This is a genomic window from Rothia sp. BD8 (genome assembly GCF_044878465.1).
Taxonomy (GTDB): Bacteria; Actinomycetota; Actinomycetes; order Actinomycetales; family Micrococcaceae; genus Rothia; species Rothia kristinae.
The window spans coordinates 156043-172883 of sequence record NZ_JANJES010000005.1 but is presented as its reverse complement, the minus strand read 5'-3'; the positions used below and the strand labels follow the sequence as shown (position 1 = coordinate 172883).

Genomic DNA, 16841 nt, shown 5'->3' with positions numbered 1-16841 from the left:
CCCCCGCGCGCCGCGGCCGGGCCCCCCCCCCCCCCCCCCGCCCCCCCGGGGGGCCCCCCGCGGCCGCGCGGCGGCCCCCCCCCCCCCCCCCCCGCCCCCCCCCCCCCCCCCCCCCCCCCGGCCGGGGGCGCGCCCCGCGCGGGGGCCCCGGGGGGGGGGGGGGGGGGGCCCCCCCCGCCCCGCGGTCCGGGCCGCCGCGCGGCGCGGGCTCCTCCCGGAGCCGTTGCCCATGCCGGAGCCGGTGGCCGCGGTGCCGGTGATTCCGGTGGCGGCGGTGGGCGTCGTCGTCATGCCGATCACCACCCGTTCGCGGCGTCGTCGTCGTGCTCGGACCCCCGGACGGTCTCGCGTCCGGTGTCTGCGCCCCGGGTGCGGCGGGCGCGCAGCGAGGCGACCACCAGAATGATCACGCCCACCAGCACGACGGCGCCCACGGCGCCGATCAGCGCGACCGCCCACAGGGGCAGGCTCTGTCCCTCGGCGGAGGCCGGCGCGGAGCTGGTCGCCTGCTCAGGGCTCTCGGTGGCCGCGGGGCTCGTGGCGTGCTCGTGGTGCTCGGCGGCGTCGTGGTCGCCGTGGTCGTGGGCGGCGGCGGAGGAGGACGCGGCGGGCTGTCCGGCCCCGCCCTGACCGACGGTGAAGGAGTAGGTGCCCTCGATGGGGTGGCCGTCGGAGGAGACCACCCGCCAGGAGACGGTGTAGGTCTCGTCCCCGGCGTCCGGGCTGATCCGCTGGATCACGTGGGTGCCGTCCACGGTGACGTCCCCGGTGGAGACGGTCTTCCCCTGGGAGTCGGTCACGCGGACCTCGTTGCCCAGCGCGGTGATGTCCCCGGAATAGGTCAGCGTGATCCGGTCCGGGGCCTGCTCGAGCGTCGCGCCGTCGGCCGGATCGGCCTGCAGCAGCTCATCGTGGGCCTGGGCCGCGGGTGCCCCGGCGAACAGGGCCAGGCACAGGGCCAGCAGGGCGCCGAGGAGCGCGGGCAGGCGATGGGCGGCAGGACGGAGGCGGGTGCGGTGGTCGGGGCGCGCGCCGGCGCCCGGGGTGCGGGAGATTCCCATGGTGGTGGACCCTTTCGGTCGGTTCCCCGCGCAGCGCTCGAGACCCGGTGAAGCCGGGTGAGCGATGCTGATGCGGGGGTGCTTGCGGTGCTGCGGCGACGGACCCCGGCGACGACGCGGCGGCCGGTCCGCAAGGACTCGGCGCTCGACGCCGCGGTGCGGCGGGATCCGGTGATGGGCCCGAGCGCTCGGCTCAGGCGGGCAGCGCCAGCGGGGGACCGCGGGTGTCCACCGTGCCCGGGCGGATCCGGGAGACCAGGACGGCTCGGCAGGACAGGATGAGGGGCCGGGGGCGGCGCGAGGGGGTCGGCACCGGGCCCGGCAGGGTCAGCAGGCGCCGCAGACCCAGGCGCACGGCGCGCAGCAGACCGGCCAGCGCGGCGTCGCCCCGGCGGATCGCGAGGATCGTCAGGACGGCGGCCAGCGCGTGCACCGCGACCATGAGGGGGCTCAGCTGATGCACCGCATCCGCCGAGGCCGCCGGCTGCACGGAGCCCAGCGGAGCCGCACCGTGGTGGCCGGCGTGGGCCGCAACGGCACCCGTCCCGACCCCGCCGTGCCCGGCGAGCGTCAGGAGGGTGTGCAGCCCGGCCTGGGAGCCCAGCACCCCGAGGCCCGTGGAGAGTCGGGGCAGGCGCAACCCCGCCAGGAGCACGCACAGCATCCCGGACAGGGACCAGCACAGACCCAGGATCAGGGGGTGCGGGAGGTGTCCGGTCAGGACCGCGTGCGAACCCGCGCCGACGAACACCGCCACCGAGGCCACGCCCCACCCGCGCAGCAGGCGATGGATGCGCTCGGGCAGGCCCCACGGGTTGGGGGTCGGGACCACGGGCACCTCCTCGGGTCGGGCGGCGATTGATGAGCGGAACGCGGAAGCGGCCTCCATCCTACCGTCCGACCCCCGCTCACCTCCGGTGCCGCGCCCCGGCCGATCCCGCCGGATCCCCGCCCGGCGTCGGGGTGCGACGAGGGCCCCGCCCCCGCGATCACGGCGGATCGCGGGCGCGGGGCCCTCGGATGCTGATGCCTCAGCGGAAAGAGCTACTTCTTGGCGACGGCGGCCTTCAGCTTGGAGCCGGCGGAGAGCTTCACACCGTGGCCGGCCGGGATCTCGATGGACTCACCGGTCTGCGGGTTGCGCCCGGTGCGAGCGGCCCGATCGGTGCGCTCGACGGAGAGCCAGCCCGGGATGGTGACCTTCTCGCCCTGCGCGACGGAGGACTCGAAGACCTGGAAGAGGGCATCCAGCACGCCGTTGACGGCGGACTGTGACATCCCGGACTTCTCGGCCACCTCGGCCACGAGTTCGCTGCGGTTCTTCGCCATGTTGTGTCCCTCCTGAGACATCGGATGTAAGCGGCTCAGGTCAGCATAGCCGACCCGCGGCCCCAAATTACCAGCTGGACTTGGTGATGCCCGGCAGCTCGCCGCGGTGGGCCATCTGGCGGAAGCGCACGCGGGAGATCCCGAACTTCTGGAAGGTCCCGCGGGGGCGGCCGTCGATCTGGTCGCGGTTGCGCACGCGCACCGGGGAGGCGTTGCGGGGCAGCTTCTGCAGGCCCAGGCGGGCCTCCTCGCGGGCCTCGGGGGAGGCGTTCTCGTCGACGAGGGTCTTCTTCAGCTCCTCGCGCTTGGCGGCGTAGCGCTCGACGATGGCCTTGCGCTGCTCGTTGCGGGCGATCTTGGACTTCTTGGCCATGTGTGTCTCAGCGCTCCTCTCGGAAGTCGACGTGCTTGCGGACCACGGGATCGTACTTCTTCATGACCAGGCGATCCGGGTTGTTGCGGCGGTTCTTGCGGGTCACGTAGGTGTACCCGGTGCCGGCCGTGGACTTGAGCTTGATGATCGGACGAACGTCCTTGGTGTTGGAAGCCATGATCAGATCTTCTCCCCGCGGGCGATGATGTCAGCGACGACGGCGTCGATCCCGCGCGCGTCGATGACCTTGATGCCCTTGGCGGACACGTTCAGGGTCACGTTGCGGCGCAGGGACGGCACCCAGTAGCGCTTCTTCTGGATGTTGGGGTCGAACCGGCGCTTGTTGCGGCGGTGCGAGTGGGAAATGCTGTGTCCAAAGCCGGGAACAGCTCCGGTCACCTGGCAGACGGCTGCCATAGTTACTCCTCCAATGTTGACGAAATGACGGTGCGCTCTCGCGCCAGCCGGGCGGGCGGCTCGAACAGCGCCCCGTCACCTACCGTGAGAGCACCGGATGAGTCGCCGGGCCTGAGTGTGGGAGTCAGGCCCGGTGTGAGAGGTCCGGGACCTGCCCCTGCCGCGGGATCACGGTGAAGCTTGGTTCGGTGCCGAAGGGTGGACGCACCACTACGACAGCGTTAAATACTAGGGATCCCGGCCCGCGATGGCAACCTCTGCGCCGCGCCCATGGCCTTAATCACCGCGGAATCACGCGGGCGGGGCGCCGGCCTCCCCCTCCTCCCGGCCCCGGACGGCGTCGCCGCCCTCGGTGACCTGCAGGGACTGCAGGTCCGGGTAGCGCGGGCTCAGGGAGTCTCCGGAGGAGGTGCCGCGCAGGCGCCGCCCCACCCACGGCAGGGCGAAGGTGCGCACCCACTCCAGGTTGGCGCGGGTGGCCTGGACCCGGGAGACCTCCCGCATCTGCGGCAGCGGCTCCAGCCCCAGCTCCCCGGCCCCCACCTGCAGGGCCTCCAGGACCTTCCCGGCCATCTTGATGTGCCCCAGGGTGTTCATGTGCAGGCGGTCCTTGGCCCAGTACCGGGCGTCGGAGAACTCCTCGGAGAAGCGCCAGAAGTCCACCAGGATCAGGTCGTGCTTCTCCGCGATCTCCCGCAGCAGCTCGTTGTAGATCGCGGTGCGCCCGCGGGTGGCCTTGAAGACGCCGTAGAAGTGCTTGACGTCGAAGCCGGTCAGGGTCAGCACCTGGGCCCCGGAGGCCCGCAGGCGTCCGAAGGCCTCGTCGTAGTCGGCCATCAGCGCGTCCACGTCGATGCTCGGGCGCAGGATGTCGTTGCCCCCGCCGTAGAGGCTGACCAGCGTGGGGCGCAGCGCCAGGGCGGCGTCCACCTGCTCGGCCAGGATGGGCTCCAGGGTGCGGCCGCGGATCGCGAGGTTGGCGTAGAGGGTCTGCGGGAAGCGCAGGGTCAGCTGCTCGGCCACCCGATCCGCCCATCCGCGCACCCCGTTGGGTCGGGACGCGTCCTCATCGCCCACGCCCTCGGTGAAGGAGTCCCCCAGCGCCACGTAGCGGATCTGGTGCTCCTCCGGCTCCCGGGCCCCCGGGGCATCGGCGGCCGGCTCGTGTTCGCTGTACTCGGTGCTCATGGATCTCCTGCCTGCATGCTCGAACTCGCGCCCCGCCGCCTCCCCCGGACCGGCGCGCGCCGCAGGCGCGGCGTCGACGGGAGCCGCCGGCAGGGCACGGCCCCTCCAGCTTAGGACTCGGCCTGCCCGGCCTTCCAATAGCCCATGAAGGAGATCCGGCGCCGGTCGATCCCGGCCTCGTTGACGCAGACCCGGCGGGCGGCCCGCACGACGGCGGCCTCCGCGGCCAGCCACACCGACACCCCCGCCGGATCCTCGGACTCCTCCGCTCGACCCCACACCAGCTCCCCGGGTTCGGCCCGCTGCGCGGCGATCCCGGCGGCGTCCTCCTCCGCGGCCCGCGGCACCAGCCCCAGCTCCTCGCGCAGAGCGCTCAGCAGCGCTCGGCCGCGCATCCGCTCCGGCTCCCGCTCCAACAGCCGCACCCGCACCTCGGGGCGGGCGGCCGCCTCCGGCAGGCCGGCAGCCAGATCCTGCGCGTTGCCCGCGGGCACCTCCAGCAGCACGGCGGCCTGGGTTCCGGCGGGCAGGGCCTCCAGCACCGAGCAGGCCGCCGGCACCGCGGTCTCGTCCCCGCCCAGCAGATACCGCTCGGCCCGACCCGGATCCCAGGTCCCCCACAGGACGTCCTCGCGCGTGGGCCCCAGCAGGCTCAGCTCATCGCCCACGCGGGCCGAGGCCGCCCAGGCGGCCCCCGGCCCCTGCTGGTCCCCGTGTCCGTGCAGCACGAAGTCGACGTCGATCTCCACTCCGGGACTCCCCTCCGGGGAGGTCCACGGGCGAGCCGCGCGCAGCGTGTAGGTGCGCATCCACCCGCCGCGCTCCCGCGCCGAGGCGGCGAACCAGGCCCGATGCCAGTCCGCGGCCTCCAGATCCGGCAGCACCGGTCCCTCGTGCTCCGGGTGGGGCAGCAGCAGCTTGAGATAGGCGTCCAGCACCGGGCCCGCCCCGTCCCCGGCGGGCGCGGCCAGCTCGATCAGCCCCGGGGAGGCCAGGCTCACCCGCAGGAAGTCCCGGCTCAGGGGCCGCACCCCGGTCACCCGGGTGCGGAACACGGTCATGGGTCGGCGCGGCATGGTGCCTCCTTCTGGATCAGGGGTGCGGACGGGCGGACGGCGTCGGCCGCGGGCTCACGGTGCGGCGGTCCCCGATGCTCCGCTGCCCGGCCTCTCGTGACCGGGCGCGGCCTCGTCGGCGGTCGGGGCCGGGCACGGGCACCGACGCCGCGGCACCACCACGGGGGCCCCGCCCTCCTCGGCGCGCAGCACCCGGGCGTCCAGGCCGAACACGCGCGCCAGGTGCTCCTCCGTGAGCACCTCCTCCGGGGCGCCGGCCACCTCGATGCGCCCGTCCTTCATGGCCACCAGGTGGTCCGCGGCCCGGGCGGCCAGGTTCAGCTCATGCAGCACCATGACCACGGTGGTCCCGTGCTCGCGGTTCAGCTCCACCACCAGGTCCAGGACCTCCACCTGGTGGGCCAGGTCCAGGTAGGTCGTGGGCTCGTCCAGCAGCAGCACATCGGTCTGCTGGGCCAGGGCCATCGCGATCCACACCCGCTGGCGCTGCCCGCCGGACAGCTCCGCCACGGGCCGCTCGGCCAGCTCCCCGGTCCGGGTGGCCGCCAGCGCCCAGGCGACCGCGGCGTCGTCCTGCGCGGAGGCCCGGGAGAACAGCCCCTGGTGGGGGTAGCGCCCGCGGGAGACCAGGTCCGCGACCGTGATCCCGTCCGGGGCCACCGGCTGCTGCGGCAGCAGGCCCACGGTGCGGGCGAACTCCCTGGCCCCGAAGGAGCCGAGGGGTCGCCCGCCCAGGGTCACGGTCCCGGCGCTCGGGCGCAGCAGCCGGGAGAACCCGCGCAGCAGCGTCGATTTGCCGCAGCCGTTGGGCCCGATGATCGCGGTGACCCGCCCGGTCGGCACCCGCAGGCTCAGCTCCCGGACCACCCGACGGTCCCCGTAGCCCAGCTCCAGCCCCTCGGCCACCAGCTCCGGCGGACTCGAGCGCGGCGGGGCGCCGGGGGTCGTGCTCTCAGTGCTCATGCTCATGTCCTCTCCTTGTGCTCCCCCGCGACCAGCCACAGCAGGACCGGTGCGCCGATGAGTCCGGTGATCACGCCCACCGGCAAGCGGCCCCCGGGGATCAGGTTCGCCGCGGTGAAGTCCGCCAGCACCACCAGGATCGCGCCCACCAGCGCGGATCCGACGAGGGTGTGCCCGCCGCCGACCAGGCGCCGGGCGACGGGCCCGGAGACGAAGGCGACGAAGGCGATCGGCCCGGTCATCGACACCGCCACGGCCGCCAACGCGGTGGCCAGCCCGATGCCCAGCCACCGCACGGCGGTGACCGGGACCCCCAGGCCCGCGGCCAGCTCCTCCCCCACGGCCATCGCGTGCAGGGGGCGGGAGAGGAGCGCCAGCAGCGGCAGGAGCGCGATCAGCGCCGCGCCCGTCAGCCCGATCCGCTGCCAGGAGGAGGCCCCGAGAGAGCCGGTGAGCCAGATCGCGGCGTCGGCGGCCTGGTACACGCTCATCCGGGACAGCAGGTAGTTGGTCACGGCGATGGCCAGCACCGAGATCCCCAGCCCGGTGAGGATGAACCGCCCGCCCACGGCCTCCCCGGCCCCGGGGCCGCTCGCGGCCCGTCCGGAGACGCTGAGCAGGAACACCGCGACGGCGGCGAGCCCGGCCCCGATCAGCCCGCCCGCGGCCAGGCCGAGCCCCGCCGCGCCGAAGAACGCGGCCGAGGCGATCGCCCCCAGGCTCGCGGAGGCGCTGATGCCGATGACGTCCGGGCTGGCCAGGGGGTTGCGCAGCAGCAGCTGGAACACCGCCCCCGCGGTGCCGAAGGCCAGCCCGGCCAGGGCCCCGAGCACCGCGTGCGGCAGCTTGTCCTCCATGACGATGAAGGAGGCGGCGGGCGCGGCGTCCACGGTGCCCCCGCCGAGGATCGTGAGGAAGTCCGGGATGGTCACGGTGTAGGTGCCCAGCAGCACCCGCACGGCCATCGCGCCCAGCAGGGTCAGGCCCAGGACGGCGAGCACCGCTCGCGGGCGGCGTCGGGAGCGGGCGCGCAGCCGGGAGAGGTCCGCACCGGTCAGGGCCCGGTGCGCAGATGAAGGGGAGGTGCGGGTCGCGGCGGCGGTCACAGGCTCATCGCCTTCCGCGAGCGGATCATCGCCAGGAACACGGGCACGCCGACGACGGCCATGCTGACCCCCACCTCCACCTCGGTCGGCGGCAGCACCACCCGCCCGACGGCGTCGGCCAGCAGCAGCACCACGGGACCGGCCAGGGCGCTCAGCGGCAGGATCCACCGGTAGTCCGGGCCGGTCAGCGAGCGCACCGCGTGCGGGACCATGAGCCCGACGAAGGCGATGGGCCCGGCCAGGGCCACGCCCGCCCCGCACAGGAGGGTGACCCCGGCGAAGACCAGGGCCCGGGCCGGCCCCACCCGGGTGCCCAGGGCGCGGGCCATGTCATCGCCCAGGGCGAAGCTGTTGACGGAGCGGGCCATCCCCACGGTCAGGAGCAGGCCCAGCAGGATCAGGGGCAGCAGGATCAGCACATCGGCGTAGGAGGCGCGGGTCAGGGCGCCCAGCTGCCACCGGCGGAAGGAGTCCAGGGTCTCCTGGTGCTGCAGGTTCATGGCCGAGGTCAGCGACGCCGCCCCGGCGGAGAACGCCGCCCCGACCAGGGCGAGCTTGATCGGCGTCGCCCCCTCGCGTCCGATGCTGGCGATCGCGTAGACCACCACCGCGGCCAGGCCCGCCCCGATCAGGGCCCACACGGCGATGGCCATGGTGCCGCTGATCCCGAGCAGGGTGATGCCCAGGACCACGGTGGCCGCCGCCCCGGCGTTGATCCCGAGGATCCCGGGATCGCCCAGCGGATTGCGGGTGACCCCCTGCATCGCCGCTCCCGCCGCGGCCAGGCTGGCGCCGATGACGACGCCGACGACGGTGCGGCGCACCCGATCCGCGACGATCACCCCGTCCGGGCTCACCGGATCGTCCAGCTCGGCCAGGGCGTGCCAGACGCGCGCGGGGCTCAGCGGGTTCGCCCCGATCAGGATGGAGGCGAGCACCGCCGCGGCGAGCAGGGCGAGCACGATCAGCAGCGCGGGGCCGCGGCGTCGAGAGCGCGCGGACGCGCCGGCCCCGGCCGCTCCCGCGGTGGGCGGGGCCGGTCGGGTCGGCGTCGTCTGGGCGGCGGACAGGGCGGACTACTCCCGACCGGTCTTGGCGGCCTGGGCCACCTTGTCGATGAAGTCCGTGTGCTCCACCAGCCAGTCCATGCCCAGCGGGGAGATGCCCAGGGCGAGGGTCTCCTTCTTGTCGGAGTCCAGCACGGAGGCGCCCTTGGCGATCGCGGGGATCTGCTTCAGGGTCGCGTTGTCCTCGATGGTCTGGACGTCGGAGTCCTTGTCGATCCAGGAGTAGATCATGTCCGACTTCAGATCGGCGGCCTTCTCGTTGGACCACTGGATGTAGAAGGTGTCGGCCTTCGCGTTCTTCACGGCGTCGGCCTCCTCCATCCCGAGGGACTTCATGAAGGTCACCCGGCCGTCGCCCTTGGTGTAGACGCTGATGGAGGGCTGCCCGTCGGTCACGGCCAGGGCCGAGGAGATGAAGGTGGCGCCCTTGAGCTCCTCGTGCTGGGCGGCCTTGTCCTGGATCTTCTCCTCGGTCTCGGAGATGACGGTCCCGGCGTGCTCGGGGCGGCCCAGGGCGGTGCCGATGACCTTGGTGTAGTCCTGCCAGGGGGTGGTCCACCCGTCGGAGTCCTTGGCGTGGGTCACCGTCGTGGCGATCTTGGAGAGCTTGTCGTAGGCCTCCTGGTCCACGGTGCCGACGACGGCGAGGATCAGGTCCGGCTCGAGCTTGGCGATCTCCTCGTAGTTGATGCCGTCGGTCTCGGTGAACCGCGTGGGCTGCTGCGCGCCGAGCTCCTTGATGCGGTCATCGAACCAGTCCGTGGAGTGGTTGGAGTTCTCCCCCCAGCCGACCTGCCCGGAGCCCACGGGCACGACGCCGAGGGACAGGGCCACCTCCGCGTTGATCCAGCCGATGCCGACGACGCGCTTCGGCTCGGCGTCGACGGTGGTCTTGCCGTAGGCGTGCTCGATGGTCACCGGGAAGGCATCCTGCTCGGCGGAGGAGGAGGCCGAGGCGGAGGAGCTGGAATCCGAGCCGCCGTTGGAGCCGGTGGAGCAGGCGGCCAGCGCGAGGGCCGCGGCGGAGGCGGCGGCGGTCTTGAGGAACGCGCCGCGGGTCAGAGAGGGCATGGGGGTCTCCTGTCGAGAGCCGGTGTGATTCTGCCGGTTCGGCGCCGCGCGCCGGACCCGCCCCATCCTAACCGCCCCGGACGCCATTAGCGCACTCGGATGTGCTGTTATCCCCAGACCCCGCCATGAGCACCGCCACGGTGCAGGGCCCGGGGGATGGTGCCTGGAAGGATGGAGAGCATGTCCTTCCTTCCGAATCCCGCCGCCTCCTCCCAGCCCTCGCCCCTGGATCCCGGGTGGGTGCCCCGCTGCGCCGTCTTCGACTGCGACGGGGTGCTGATGGACACCGAGCGGCAGTGGGTGGATTCCGTGGCCACCGTGGCGCGGGAGTACGGCCTGGCCGACCCCCAGGGTCTGGCGGAGGGGCTGACCGGGATGACCGCGGAGCAGATCGCCCACCGGGTGGCCGAGGCGGTGGCGGCCGAGCGCCTCCCGGGTCGGGCGTCGGCCCCCGGTTCCGCTTCCGCACCGGGAGCATGCGCGGGGGACGCCCGCGATCCGGAGGGGACGGCCCCGGCGTCGTTGGAGGCGGAGATCCTCACCGCGCTGACGGACCTGGACATGGAGCGCCTGTCCCGCGGGGTGGATCTGCTGCCCGGGGCCCTGGAGCTGGTGCGCGCCCTGGCCGCCGTCATGCCGGTGGCGGTGGCCTCCAACTCCCGCCGGGACGTGCTGGATCTGAAGATGCGCTCCGGCGGCTACGCCCCGCTGCTGAGCACATGGGTCTCCACCGATGACGTGCCCGCCGGCAAGCCGGCCCCGGACATGTACGCGGAGGCGGTGCGGCGGATGGGCTGCGCACCGGGGCAGGCGGTGGCCTTCGAGGATTCCGCGCCCGGGGCCACCGCGGCGGTGCGGGCCGGGACTCGGGTGGTCGGCCTGGTCGCGGCCGACGGGAGCGGGGATCCCGTCTCGGCGCCGGGCTTCCCCGCGGCTGCACTGGTCTGCTCCTTCCTGGACCCCCAGTTCCTGGGGGTGGTGCGCGGGTGGACGGGTGCCCGCGCCGCGCGGCGGGATTAGCATGGGAAGGAGAACGTGACCTGCGGATCCGAGCGCGGCGGGAGGTGATGGGCGCATGGCACCTGAGATGGAGGGTGAGCCGCCGCTTTCGGGCGACGCCGCCCGCGCCGCGCGGCGGATGGTCGGCGGGATCTCCTTCGCCCTGTGCCTGCTCGGGGTGCTGACCGTGCTGGGCCTGCTCGCGCTGGGCCATCCCCGATGGACGCTGATCGGGGCGGCCCCGCTGCTGGCGGGAGTCGCCGGGATGATCGCGGTGCGACGCCGCCTGCACCCCGCCCTGCGGGATCCCGGCCAGCCGGGTCCGCGCACCCGCGGCAGGGGGTGGTTCCTGCTGCCGCTGGGGCTGGCGGTGCTCGGGTTGGCGGCGGTGATCGTGGGCAACCGGATGCCGGAGCTGCTGGCGGGCCGGGATCCCGGGTGGATCCGCAACATCGTGATGCTGTGGGTGGAGATCGGCTTCGTGCTGATCCTCGCCGGCGGGCTGGGCACCGGTCTGGTGGCCCTGTCTCTGTGGACCGTGCCGGATGAGGACGACGCGATCCTGCGCCGCACCGACTACGCCCGCCGGGCCCGCGAGCGCGAACGCCGTCGCGATGGCGGCGACCCCGGACTCTACGACTCCGACTGGCTGCGCGGCCGACGCCGCTGACCCGGCGCTCTCGTTCGCTCCCCTGCGCCGAGCCGGCGCTCCCGTTCCCACCTCCCCACCGAGCCGGCGCTCCCGTACCCGCAAACGCGTTTTTCGGGAACGGATGCGCCGGCTCGCGCATGTGGGTCCCCCGGGGATGCGCCGGCTCGCGCACGTGGGCCCCCGGGGAGACGGTGGATCACCCGTTCACCCCGCGAGGCGCCGCTCCAGCCCGTCCCGCACCTGCGGCCACTCCGCTCGCAGGACGCTGAAGTAGTCGACGTCGGCCACGGTCCCGTCAGCGGCGCGCCGGTACCCGCGCAGCGTGCCCTCGAAGCGGGCGCCGAGCCGGGCGATCGCCCGGTGGGAGCGGAGGTTCCGGTGATCGCAGCGCAGCGCGGCCCGGCCGACGTCGAGCTCCTCGAAGGCGTGCTTGAACAGCAGCAGCTTGCACACGGGGTTGACCCGGGTCCCCCACGCCGAGCGCAGGTAGACGGTGCTGCCGATCTCCGTGCGCAGGCCGGGGACCAGGTCGTAGAACGTGGTGCGGCCGAGCACGCGGCCCTCCTCCTCCACAGCGAAGGCCAGGCCGTCCGGGCGGTTGATGAGCGCGCAGAACTCCTCGGCCAGCGCCTCCGGGGAGGGCGGCAGGGGCGCCGACATCCCCGCCCACATCCGCTCATCCAGGTGCGGGTGCAGCACCTCGGCGTCCTCGGGCCTCAGGGGACGCAGCAGCACCCCATCCCGTTCCAGCCGCACCTCGTGACGCATCCGCGCTCCCTTCTCGACACCCAGCCCCGACGACGTCGGAACCCGACGACATCCGCCCCCGCCCCAGCCGATCCCCGAGGCCCATCCGACCCTGCTCACGATGCCCCAGGCGCCGTCGCCGACGGCTCTCACCGCGGCGCGCCCTCCCCTCTGTGACGCCGTATGACACCCGGTGTCGGCGTCGGTTTCATCTGCCGACGTCTTTGGAGAGACCGGAAAACCCCGTGGTCTAATGGACGCATCGCGCCGCCGTCGGCGCTCCGCCGGCCCTGCCCTGGGCCCGGAATCCGGTCGACCTTCCGGATCGGCGGGAGTCCGACGCGCGGCGTTTGCGCACCACCCGCCACCGCATCGAGGAAACCACCATGAAGAAGAAGCTGGGAGCACTGCTCGCCATCGTCCCCCTGACCTTCGGTCTGGCCGCCTGCGGCGGATCCGGTGACGGCGATGAGACCGTCAAGATCGCCATCACCGAGCACAACCAGGTCCAGGACACCCTGCAGGAGGAGGCGAAGAAGGAGGGCATCGACGTCGAGTACGTGGAGATGGGCGACTACTCCCGCCCCAACCCCGCCGTCGCCCAGGGGCAGGCGGACCTGAACTGGTTCCAGCACATCGCCTACCTGGCCAACTACAACGTGGACAACGACGACGACCTGCAGATCGTCGGCCCGACCTCGATCTACCCGCTGGGCCTGTACTCGAAGAAGTACGACAAGGTCGAGGACATCCCCCAGGGCGGGGAGATCGCGATCCCCAACGACGCCGTCAACGAGACCCGCGCGATCCTGGTGCTGAAGGCCGCCGGCCTGCTGACCCTCAAGGAGGACAAGGCCCAGCCCACCCAGGACGACGTGGACACCGCGAACTCCAAGGTCACCCTCACCGCGGTGGATGCCAAGCAGACCGTGGTGTCCATGGATTCGGTGGCCGCCTCCATCGTGAACAACACCTTCCTGGAGGATGCCGGCCTCTCGCCGGAGGACGCCCTGTACCAGGATGACCCGAAGAACGAGGACGCCCTGCCGTACGTGAACCTCTTCGTGTCCAAGAAGGGCGATGAGGACAACGAGACGTACCAGAAGATCGTGGACGTCTACCACTCGGACGCCGTGCAGGAAGCCGAGAAGAAGCAGTCCGGCGGCACCGCCGTGTCCGTGAGCAAGGACCGCACCGACGAGCTGCGCAAGGTGCAGACCAGGCTCGAGGACGAGAAGAAGAACAGCTGACCCGTCCCAGCCACACCCACCCGAGGGAGACCATGACAGCACAGACCCGCACCCGCCCCGAGCAGACCGGGACGGACATGGTGGTCCTGGACGGGGTGAGCAAGACCTTCCGGGTCGGCTCCCGCTCCGTGACCGCCGTCGACGACGTCAGCCTCACCATCCGCCGCGGCGAGATCTACGCGATCATCGGCTACTCCGGGGCCGGCAAATCCACCCTGGTGCGCCTGATCAACGGCCTGGAGACCGTGACCTCCGGGACCCTGACCGTGGACGGGCAGGAGATCTCCGGGGCCGGGGAATCCCGGCTGCGGCGGATCCGCACGGAGATCGGCATGATCTTCCAGCAGTTCAACCTGATGAACTCCAAGACGGTCGCGGCCAACGTGGAGTTCCCGCTGAAGATCGCCGGCTGGTCCAAGGAGAGGCGCCGGGCGCGGGTCGCGGAGCTGCTGGAGTTCGTGGGGCTGGCGGACAAAGCGAAGAGTCATCCGGATCAGCTGTCCGGCGGGCAGAAGCAGCGGGTGGGCATCGCCCGGGCCCTGGCCACGGAGCCGCACCTGCTGCTGGCCGACGAGTCCACCTCCGCGCTGGACCCGGAGACCACCGAGGAGGTCCTGGACCTGCTCAAGCGGGTCAACGAGGACCTGGGCATCACGATCGTGGTCATCACCCACGAGATGGACGTCGTCGCGAAGATCGCGGACCGGGTGGCCGTGATGGAGAAGGGCCGCGTGGTGGAGGAGGGCAACGTCTACGACGTGTTCTCCGACCCCCAGACGGCCCCGGCCCAGCGCTTCGTGTCCACCACCGTGAAGCAGGCGCCGACCGGGGATGAGGCCGCGGAGCTGAAGGCCCGGCACCGCGGGCACCTGGTCAACGTGGAGATCCACGATCAGGCCGAGGTCGGACAGGTGCTGTCCCGACTCGGGGAGCGCGGGGTCACCTTCACCGTGGTGCAGGGCGGGTTGGATACCCTGCAGGGCCGCACCTACGGCCGCCTGACCCTGGAGCTGCTCGGCGAGATCACCGCGATCGACGCCGCCGTGGAGCAGCTGAAGCTCGTGACCACCGTGAAGGAGGTGCGCGCCTGATGCACGCACAGTTCGACGCCGCCCTCACCCACGCCCCGGTGCTGGCGGCCAAGACCACCGACTGGGACACGGTGCTGCCGAAGATCGGTCCGGCCGTGACCGAGACCCTGCAGATGGTGCTGGTGACGATGGTCCTGGCCGGGATCTTCGGTCTGATCATCGGGACCCTGCTGTACACCACCCGCTCGGGCAGCATCCTCGCCAACCGGCCGGTCAACGCGCTGCTGAACTTCGTGGTCAACCTGATCCGCCCGATCCCCTTCGTGATCCTGCTGGCCGCGCTGAGCCCGGTCATGCTGCAGACCATCGGCACCAGCATCGGGATCAAGGCGGGCATCTTCGCGATGGTGGTGGCCGCGACCTTCGCGATCTCCCGGATCGTGGAGCAGAACCTCGTCTCCATCGACCCCGGGGTGATCGAGGCCGCCCGCGCGATGGGCGCCTCGAAGCTGCGGATCATGTTCTCGGTGATGCTGCCGGAGGCCCTGGGTCCGCTGATCCTCGGATACACGTTCATCGTCATCGGCGTCGTGGACATGTCCGCGATGGCCGGCGCGGTGGGCGGCGGCGGCATCGGCGACTTCGCGATCCGCTACGGCTACCAGCGCTTCGACTGGAACGTGACCCTGGTGGCGATCATCATCATCGTGATCCTGGTGCAGCTGGTGCAGCTGGTCGGCAACCTGCTGGCCCGGAAGATCATGCGCCGCTAGTCGGAGGCGCGGTCGAGCTTGGCCTCCATCTGCTTCTTGACCTCCCGGCGCAGGGTCTTGCCGAGCATGGAGCGGGGGAACTCCTCGAGCTCCACGATCCTTCGGGGCACCTTGTACCGGGTGACCTTGGTGTAGCAGTGCTCGCGCAGCGCCTGCTCGTCCAGGGCGGTGCCGGGGCTCATGATGACGGCGGCCACGACCTCCTCCCCGCCCTTCGCGGAGGGGATCCCGACGACGGCGGCGTCGACCACCGGGTCGAAGGTCTTCAGGGCCGTCTCCACCTCGGACGGGGAGACGTTGAAGCCCCCGGTGATGATGATCTCCTTGACCCGGTCCACGACGAACAGGAACCCGTCCTCGTCCATGGTCACCACATCCCCGGTGCGCAGCCAGCCGTCCGCGGTGAGGGTCTCCCGGGTGGCGACCTCGTTCTTCCAGTACCCCTGGAACTCCTGGGGGCCCTTGACCCACAGCTCGCCGGGGCGCCCCTCGGCGGCGTCCTCACCCGTGTCCGGATCCACCCGGCGGATGAGGGTGGAGGGGAAGGGGATGCCGATGGACCCGGCCCGACGGGTGTCGTTGAGCGGGTTGCAGGAGACCAGCGGGGCGCATTCGGTCAGCCCGTAGCCCTCCACCAGGTAGCCCCCGGTGCGGGTCTCCCACGCCTGGACCAGGTCCACGGGCAGGTTCATCGCCCCGGAGACCGAGTACTTGATCCCGGACAGGCTCACGCCCCGCTCGTCCGCGGCCTCCAGCAGCCGCTGGTAGACGGGCGGGACCGCCGGGAGGATGGTCGGCGGGGACTTGCGCATGGCCGTGAGGATCAGGTCGATGTCCACGGTCGGGAACAGCACGAGCTTGGCCCGGATGGCCATCGCGATGCCCAGGCCCAGGGTCATCCCGTAGGCGTGGAACAGGGGCAGCACCGCGTAGATGGTCTCGCGCTCGTCCGGCTGGATCCACTCCCGGCCCATCGCGGCGTTGGACTCCAGGTTCCGGTGGGTGAGGACCACGCCCTTGGGGGTCCCGGAGGTCCCGGAGGTGTACATCAGCAGGGCGAGGTCGTGGGCCGTGGGGCGGCGGTGGTCTTCGGCGATGGGCGCGCTCTTCAGCAGCTGGCGCCAGGGGATGCACCCGCGGGCCGGGCCCTCCAGCTTCTCCCGGGCGGCCTTGGCCTTCCCGACGGGCAGCTTCAGCGCCAGGCGCATCCCGGCGGGCATCGCCTCCACCATGTTCACCGCGATGATCCTGCGCGGGCGCAGGTCGTAGGGCAGGTCCGTGATGTTCGCGGCCGCCTTGTCCCACACGATCGCGATCTTCGCCCCGTGGTTCTCGAACTGGTGGCGCAGCTCCCCGGCCGTGTACAGCGGGTTGTGCTCCACGACGACGCCGCCGACCCGCAGGATCGCGTAGAAGGCGACCACGTGCTGCGGGCAGTTGGGCAGCACGAGCGCCACCCGGTCCCCGGGCTGCACCCCCATGACCCGCAGCCCTTCGGCCACGCGGGAGACCTGCTCGGCCAGCTGCGCGTACGTCGTCCTCGCGCCGAAGAACTCCAGGGCCGGTCGGGTTCCGGCCCGTCGCGCGGATTCCTCGAACACGTGGACCAGGGAGGTCTCCGGCAGGTCCAGGTCGTGGGCCACGCCGGGGTTGTAGTTCTTCAGCCAGGGCCGCGGCGATGCGGCGGGGGACGTATCAGCCATGGGGGAGATTCTACCGATCGGCTTCGCCCCGGTGA

19 protein-coding genes are annotated in these 16841 nt (G+C 72.4%); 5 read left to right on the top strand and 14 right to left on the bottom strand.

All coding sequences use genetic code 11. The annotated features are described in order from the left end of the window. Positions 1–296: 296 nt before the first annotated feature. The 12 genes from NQ707_RS06160 to NQ707_RS06105 form a co-directional block, all read right to left on the bottom strand. A complete protein-coding gene (locus NQ707_RS06160; RefSeq protein ID WP_196826064.1) occupies positions 297–1061 on the bottom strand; it encodes a copper resistance CopC family protein in 765 nt (254 codons plus the stop codon). A gap of 193 nt (positions 1062–1254) precedes the next feature. Beyond that, entirely contained in the window at positions 1255–1950 is a 696-nt protein-coding gene (locus tag NQ707_RS06155) for a hypothetical protein (RefSeq protein ID WP_100464172.1), read from the bottom strand. 155 nt (positions 1951–2105) lie between these two features. After that, positions 2106–2390, bottom strand: a complete 285-nt coding sequence (locus NQ707_RS06150; RefSeq protein WP_058730831.1) for an HU family DNA-binding protein — start codon at positions 2388–2390, stop codon at positions 2106–2108. A 67-nt stretch (positions 2391–2457) separates the two neighbouring features. Continuing rightward, positions 2458–2763, bottom strand: a complete 306-nt coding sequence (gene rpsN, locus NQ707_RS06145; RefSeq protein WP_058730830.1) for a 30S ribosomal protein S14 — start codon at positions 2761–2763, stop codon at positions 2458–2460. Positions 2764–2770: 7 nt separating this feature from the next. Continuing rightward, positions 2771–2941, bottom strand: a complete 171-nt coding sequence (gene rpmG, locus NQ707_RS06140; RefSeq protein WP_030015328.1) for a 50S ribosomal protein L33 — start codon at positions 2939–2941, stop codon at positions 2771–2773. A 2-nt stretch (positions 2942–2943) separates the two neighbouring features. Then, entirely contained in the window at positions 2944–3180 is a 237-nt protein-coding gene (gene rpmB, locus NQ707_RS06135; protein WP_058730829.1) for a 50S ribosomal protein L28, read from the bottom strand. A gap of 291 nt (positions 3181–3471) precedes the next feature. After that, positions 3472–4368 (bottom strand): SGNH/GDSL hydrolase family protein, encoded by an 897-nt coding sequence (locus NQ707_RS06130; RefSeq protein WP_363833999.1) that lies wholly within the window; start codon positions 4366–4368, stop codon positions 3472–3474. A 110-nt stretch (positions 4369–4478) separates the two neighbouring features. Next, a complete protein-coding gene (locus NQ707_RS06125; RefSeq protein ID WP_404435097.1) occupies positions 4479–5444 on the bottom strand; it encodes a siderophore-interacting protein in 966 nt (321 codons plus the stop codon). Between the two features lie 54 nt (positions 5445–5498). Further along, positions 5499–6413, bottom strand: a complete 915-nt coding sequence (locus NQ707_RS06120) for an ABC transporter ATP-binding protein (RefSeq protein WP_165590102.1) — start codon at positions 6411–6413, stop codon at positions 5499–5501. Beyond that, entirely contained in the window at positions 6410–7513 is a 1104-nt protein-coding gene (locus tag NQ707_RS06115; RefSeq protein ID WP_224799637.1) for an iron chelate uptake ABC transporter family permease subunit, read from the bottom strand. Before NQ707_RS06115 ends, NQ707_RS06120 begins: the two co-directional genes overlap by 4 nt. Then, on the bottom strand, positions 7510–8475 hold the full coding sequence (locus NQ707_RS06110) for an iron ABC transporter permease (protein ID WP_224799635.1): 966 nt from the start codon (positions 8473–8475) through the stop codon (positions 7510–7512). The genes NQ707_RS06115 and NQ707_RS06110 overlap by 4 nt, the downstream gene beginning before the upstream one ends. A gap of 114 nt (positions 8476–8589) precedes the next feature. After that, a complete protein-coding gene (locus NQ707_RS06105) occupies positions 8590–9651 on the bottom strand; it encodes an ABC transporter substrate-binding protein (protein WP_058730826.1) in 1062 nt (353 codons plus the stop codon). Between the two features lie 180 nt (positions 9652–9831). On the opposite strand from NQ707_RS06105, the gene NQ707_RS06100 reads away from it, so the two are divergent. Both NQ707_RS06100 and NQ707_RS06095 read left to right on the top strand, forming a co-directional pair. Next, positions 9832–10671, top strand: coding sequence for an HAD family phosphatase (locus tag NQ707_RS06100; RefSeq protein ID WP_061225315.1), 840 nt, complete (start codon positions 9832–9834; stop codon positions 10669–10671). A 55-nt stretch (positions 10672–10726) separates the two neighbouring features. Beyond that, positions 10727–11320, top strand: coding sequence for a hypothetical protein (locus tag NQ707_RS06095; protein ID WP_100464173.1), 594 nt, complete (start codon positions 10727–10729; stop codon positions 11318–11320). Between the two features lie 186 nt (positions 11321–11506). Here the strand turns inward: NQ707_RS06095 and NQ707_RS06090 are convergent, their stop codons facing one another. Continuing rightward, entirely contained in the window at positions 11507–12070 is a 564-nt protein-coding gene (locus tag NQ707_RS06090) for a GNAT family N-acetyltransferase (protein ID WP_404435093.1), read from the bottom strand. 365 nt (positions 12071–12435) lie between these two features. On the opposite strand from NQ707_RS06090, the gene NQ707_RS06085 reads away from it, so the two are divergent. The 3 genes from NQ707_RS06085 to NQ707_RS06075 are packed head-to-tail and all read left to right on the top strand — an operon-like array spanning position 12436 to position 15103. After that, positions 12436–13299, top strand: coding sequence for a MetQ/NlpA family ABC transporter substrate-binding protein (locus NQ707_RS06085; protein WP_270240332.1), 864 nt, complete (start codon positions 12436–12438; stop codon positions 13297–13299). A 32-nt stretch (positions 13300–13331) separates the two neighbouring features. Beyond that, positions 13332–14390 (top strand): methionine ABC transporter ATP-binding protein, encoded by a 1059-nt coding sequence (locus NQ707_RS06080; RefSeq protein WP_404435091.1) that lies wholly within the window; start codon positions 13332–13334, stop codon positions 14388–14390. Continuing rightward, positions 14390–15103, top strand: a complete 714-nt coding sequence (locus NQ707_RS06075) for a methionine ABC transporter permease (protein WP_404435089.1) — start codon at positions 14390–14392, stop codon at positions 15101–15103. Before NQ707_RS06080 ends, NQ707_RS06075 begins: the two co-directional genes overlap by 1 nt. Here the strand turns inward: NQ707_RS06075 and NQ707_RS06070 are convergent. Continuing rightward, entirely contained in the window at positions 15100–16806 is a 1707-nt protein-coding gene (locus NQ707_RS06070; RefSeq protein ID WP_061225310.1) for a long-chain-fatty-acid--CoA ligase, read from the bottom strand. The genes NQ707_RS06075 and NQ707_RS06070 overlap by 4 nt on opposite strands. Positions 16807–16841: the final 35 nt, after the last annotated feature.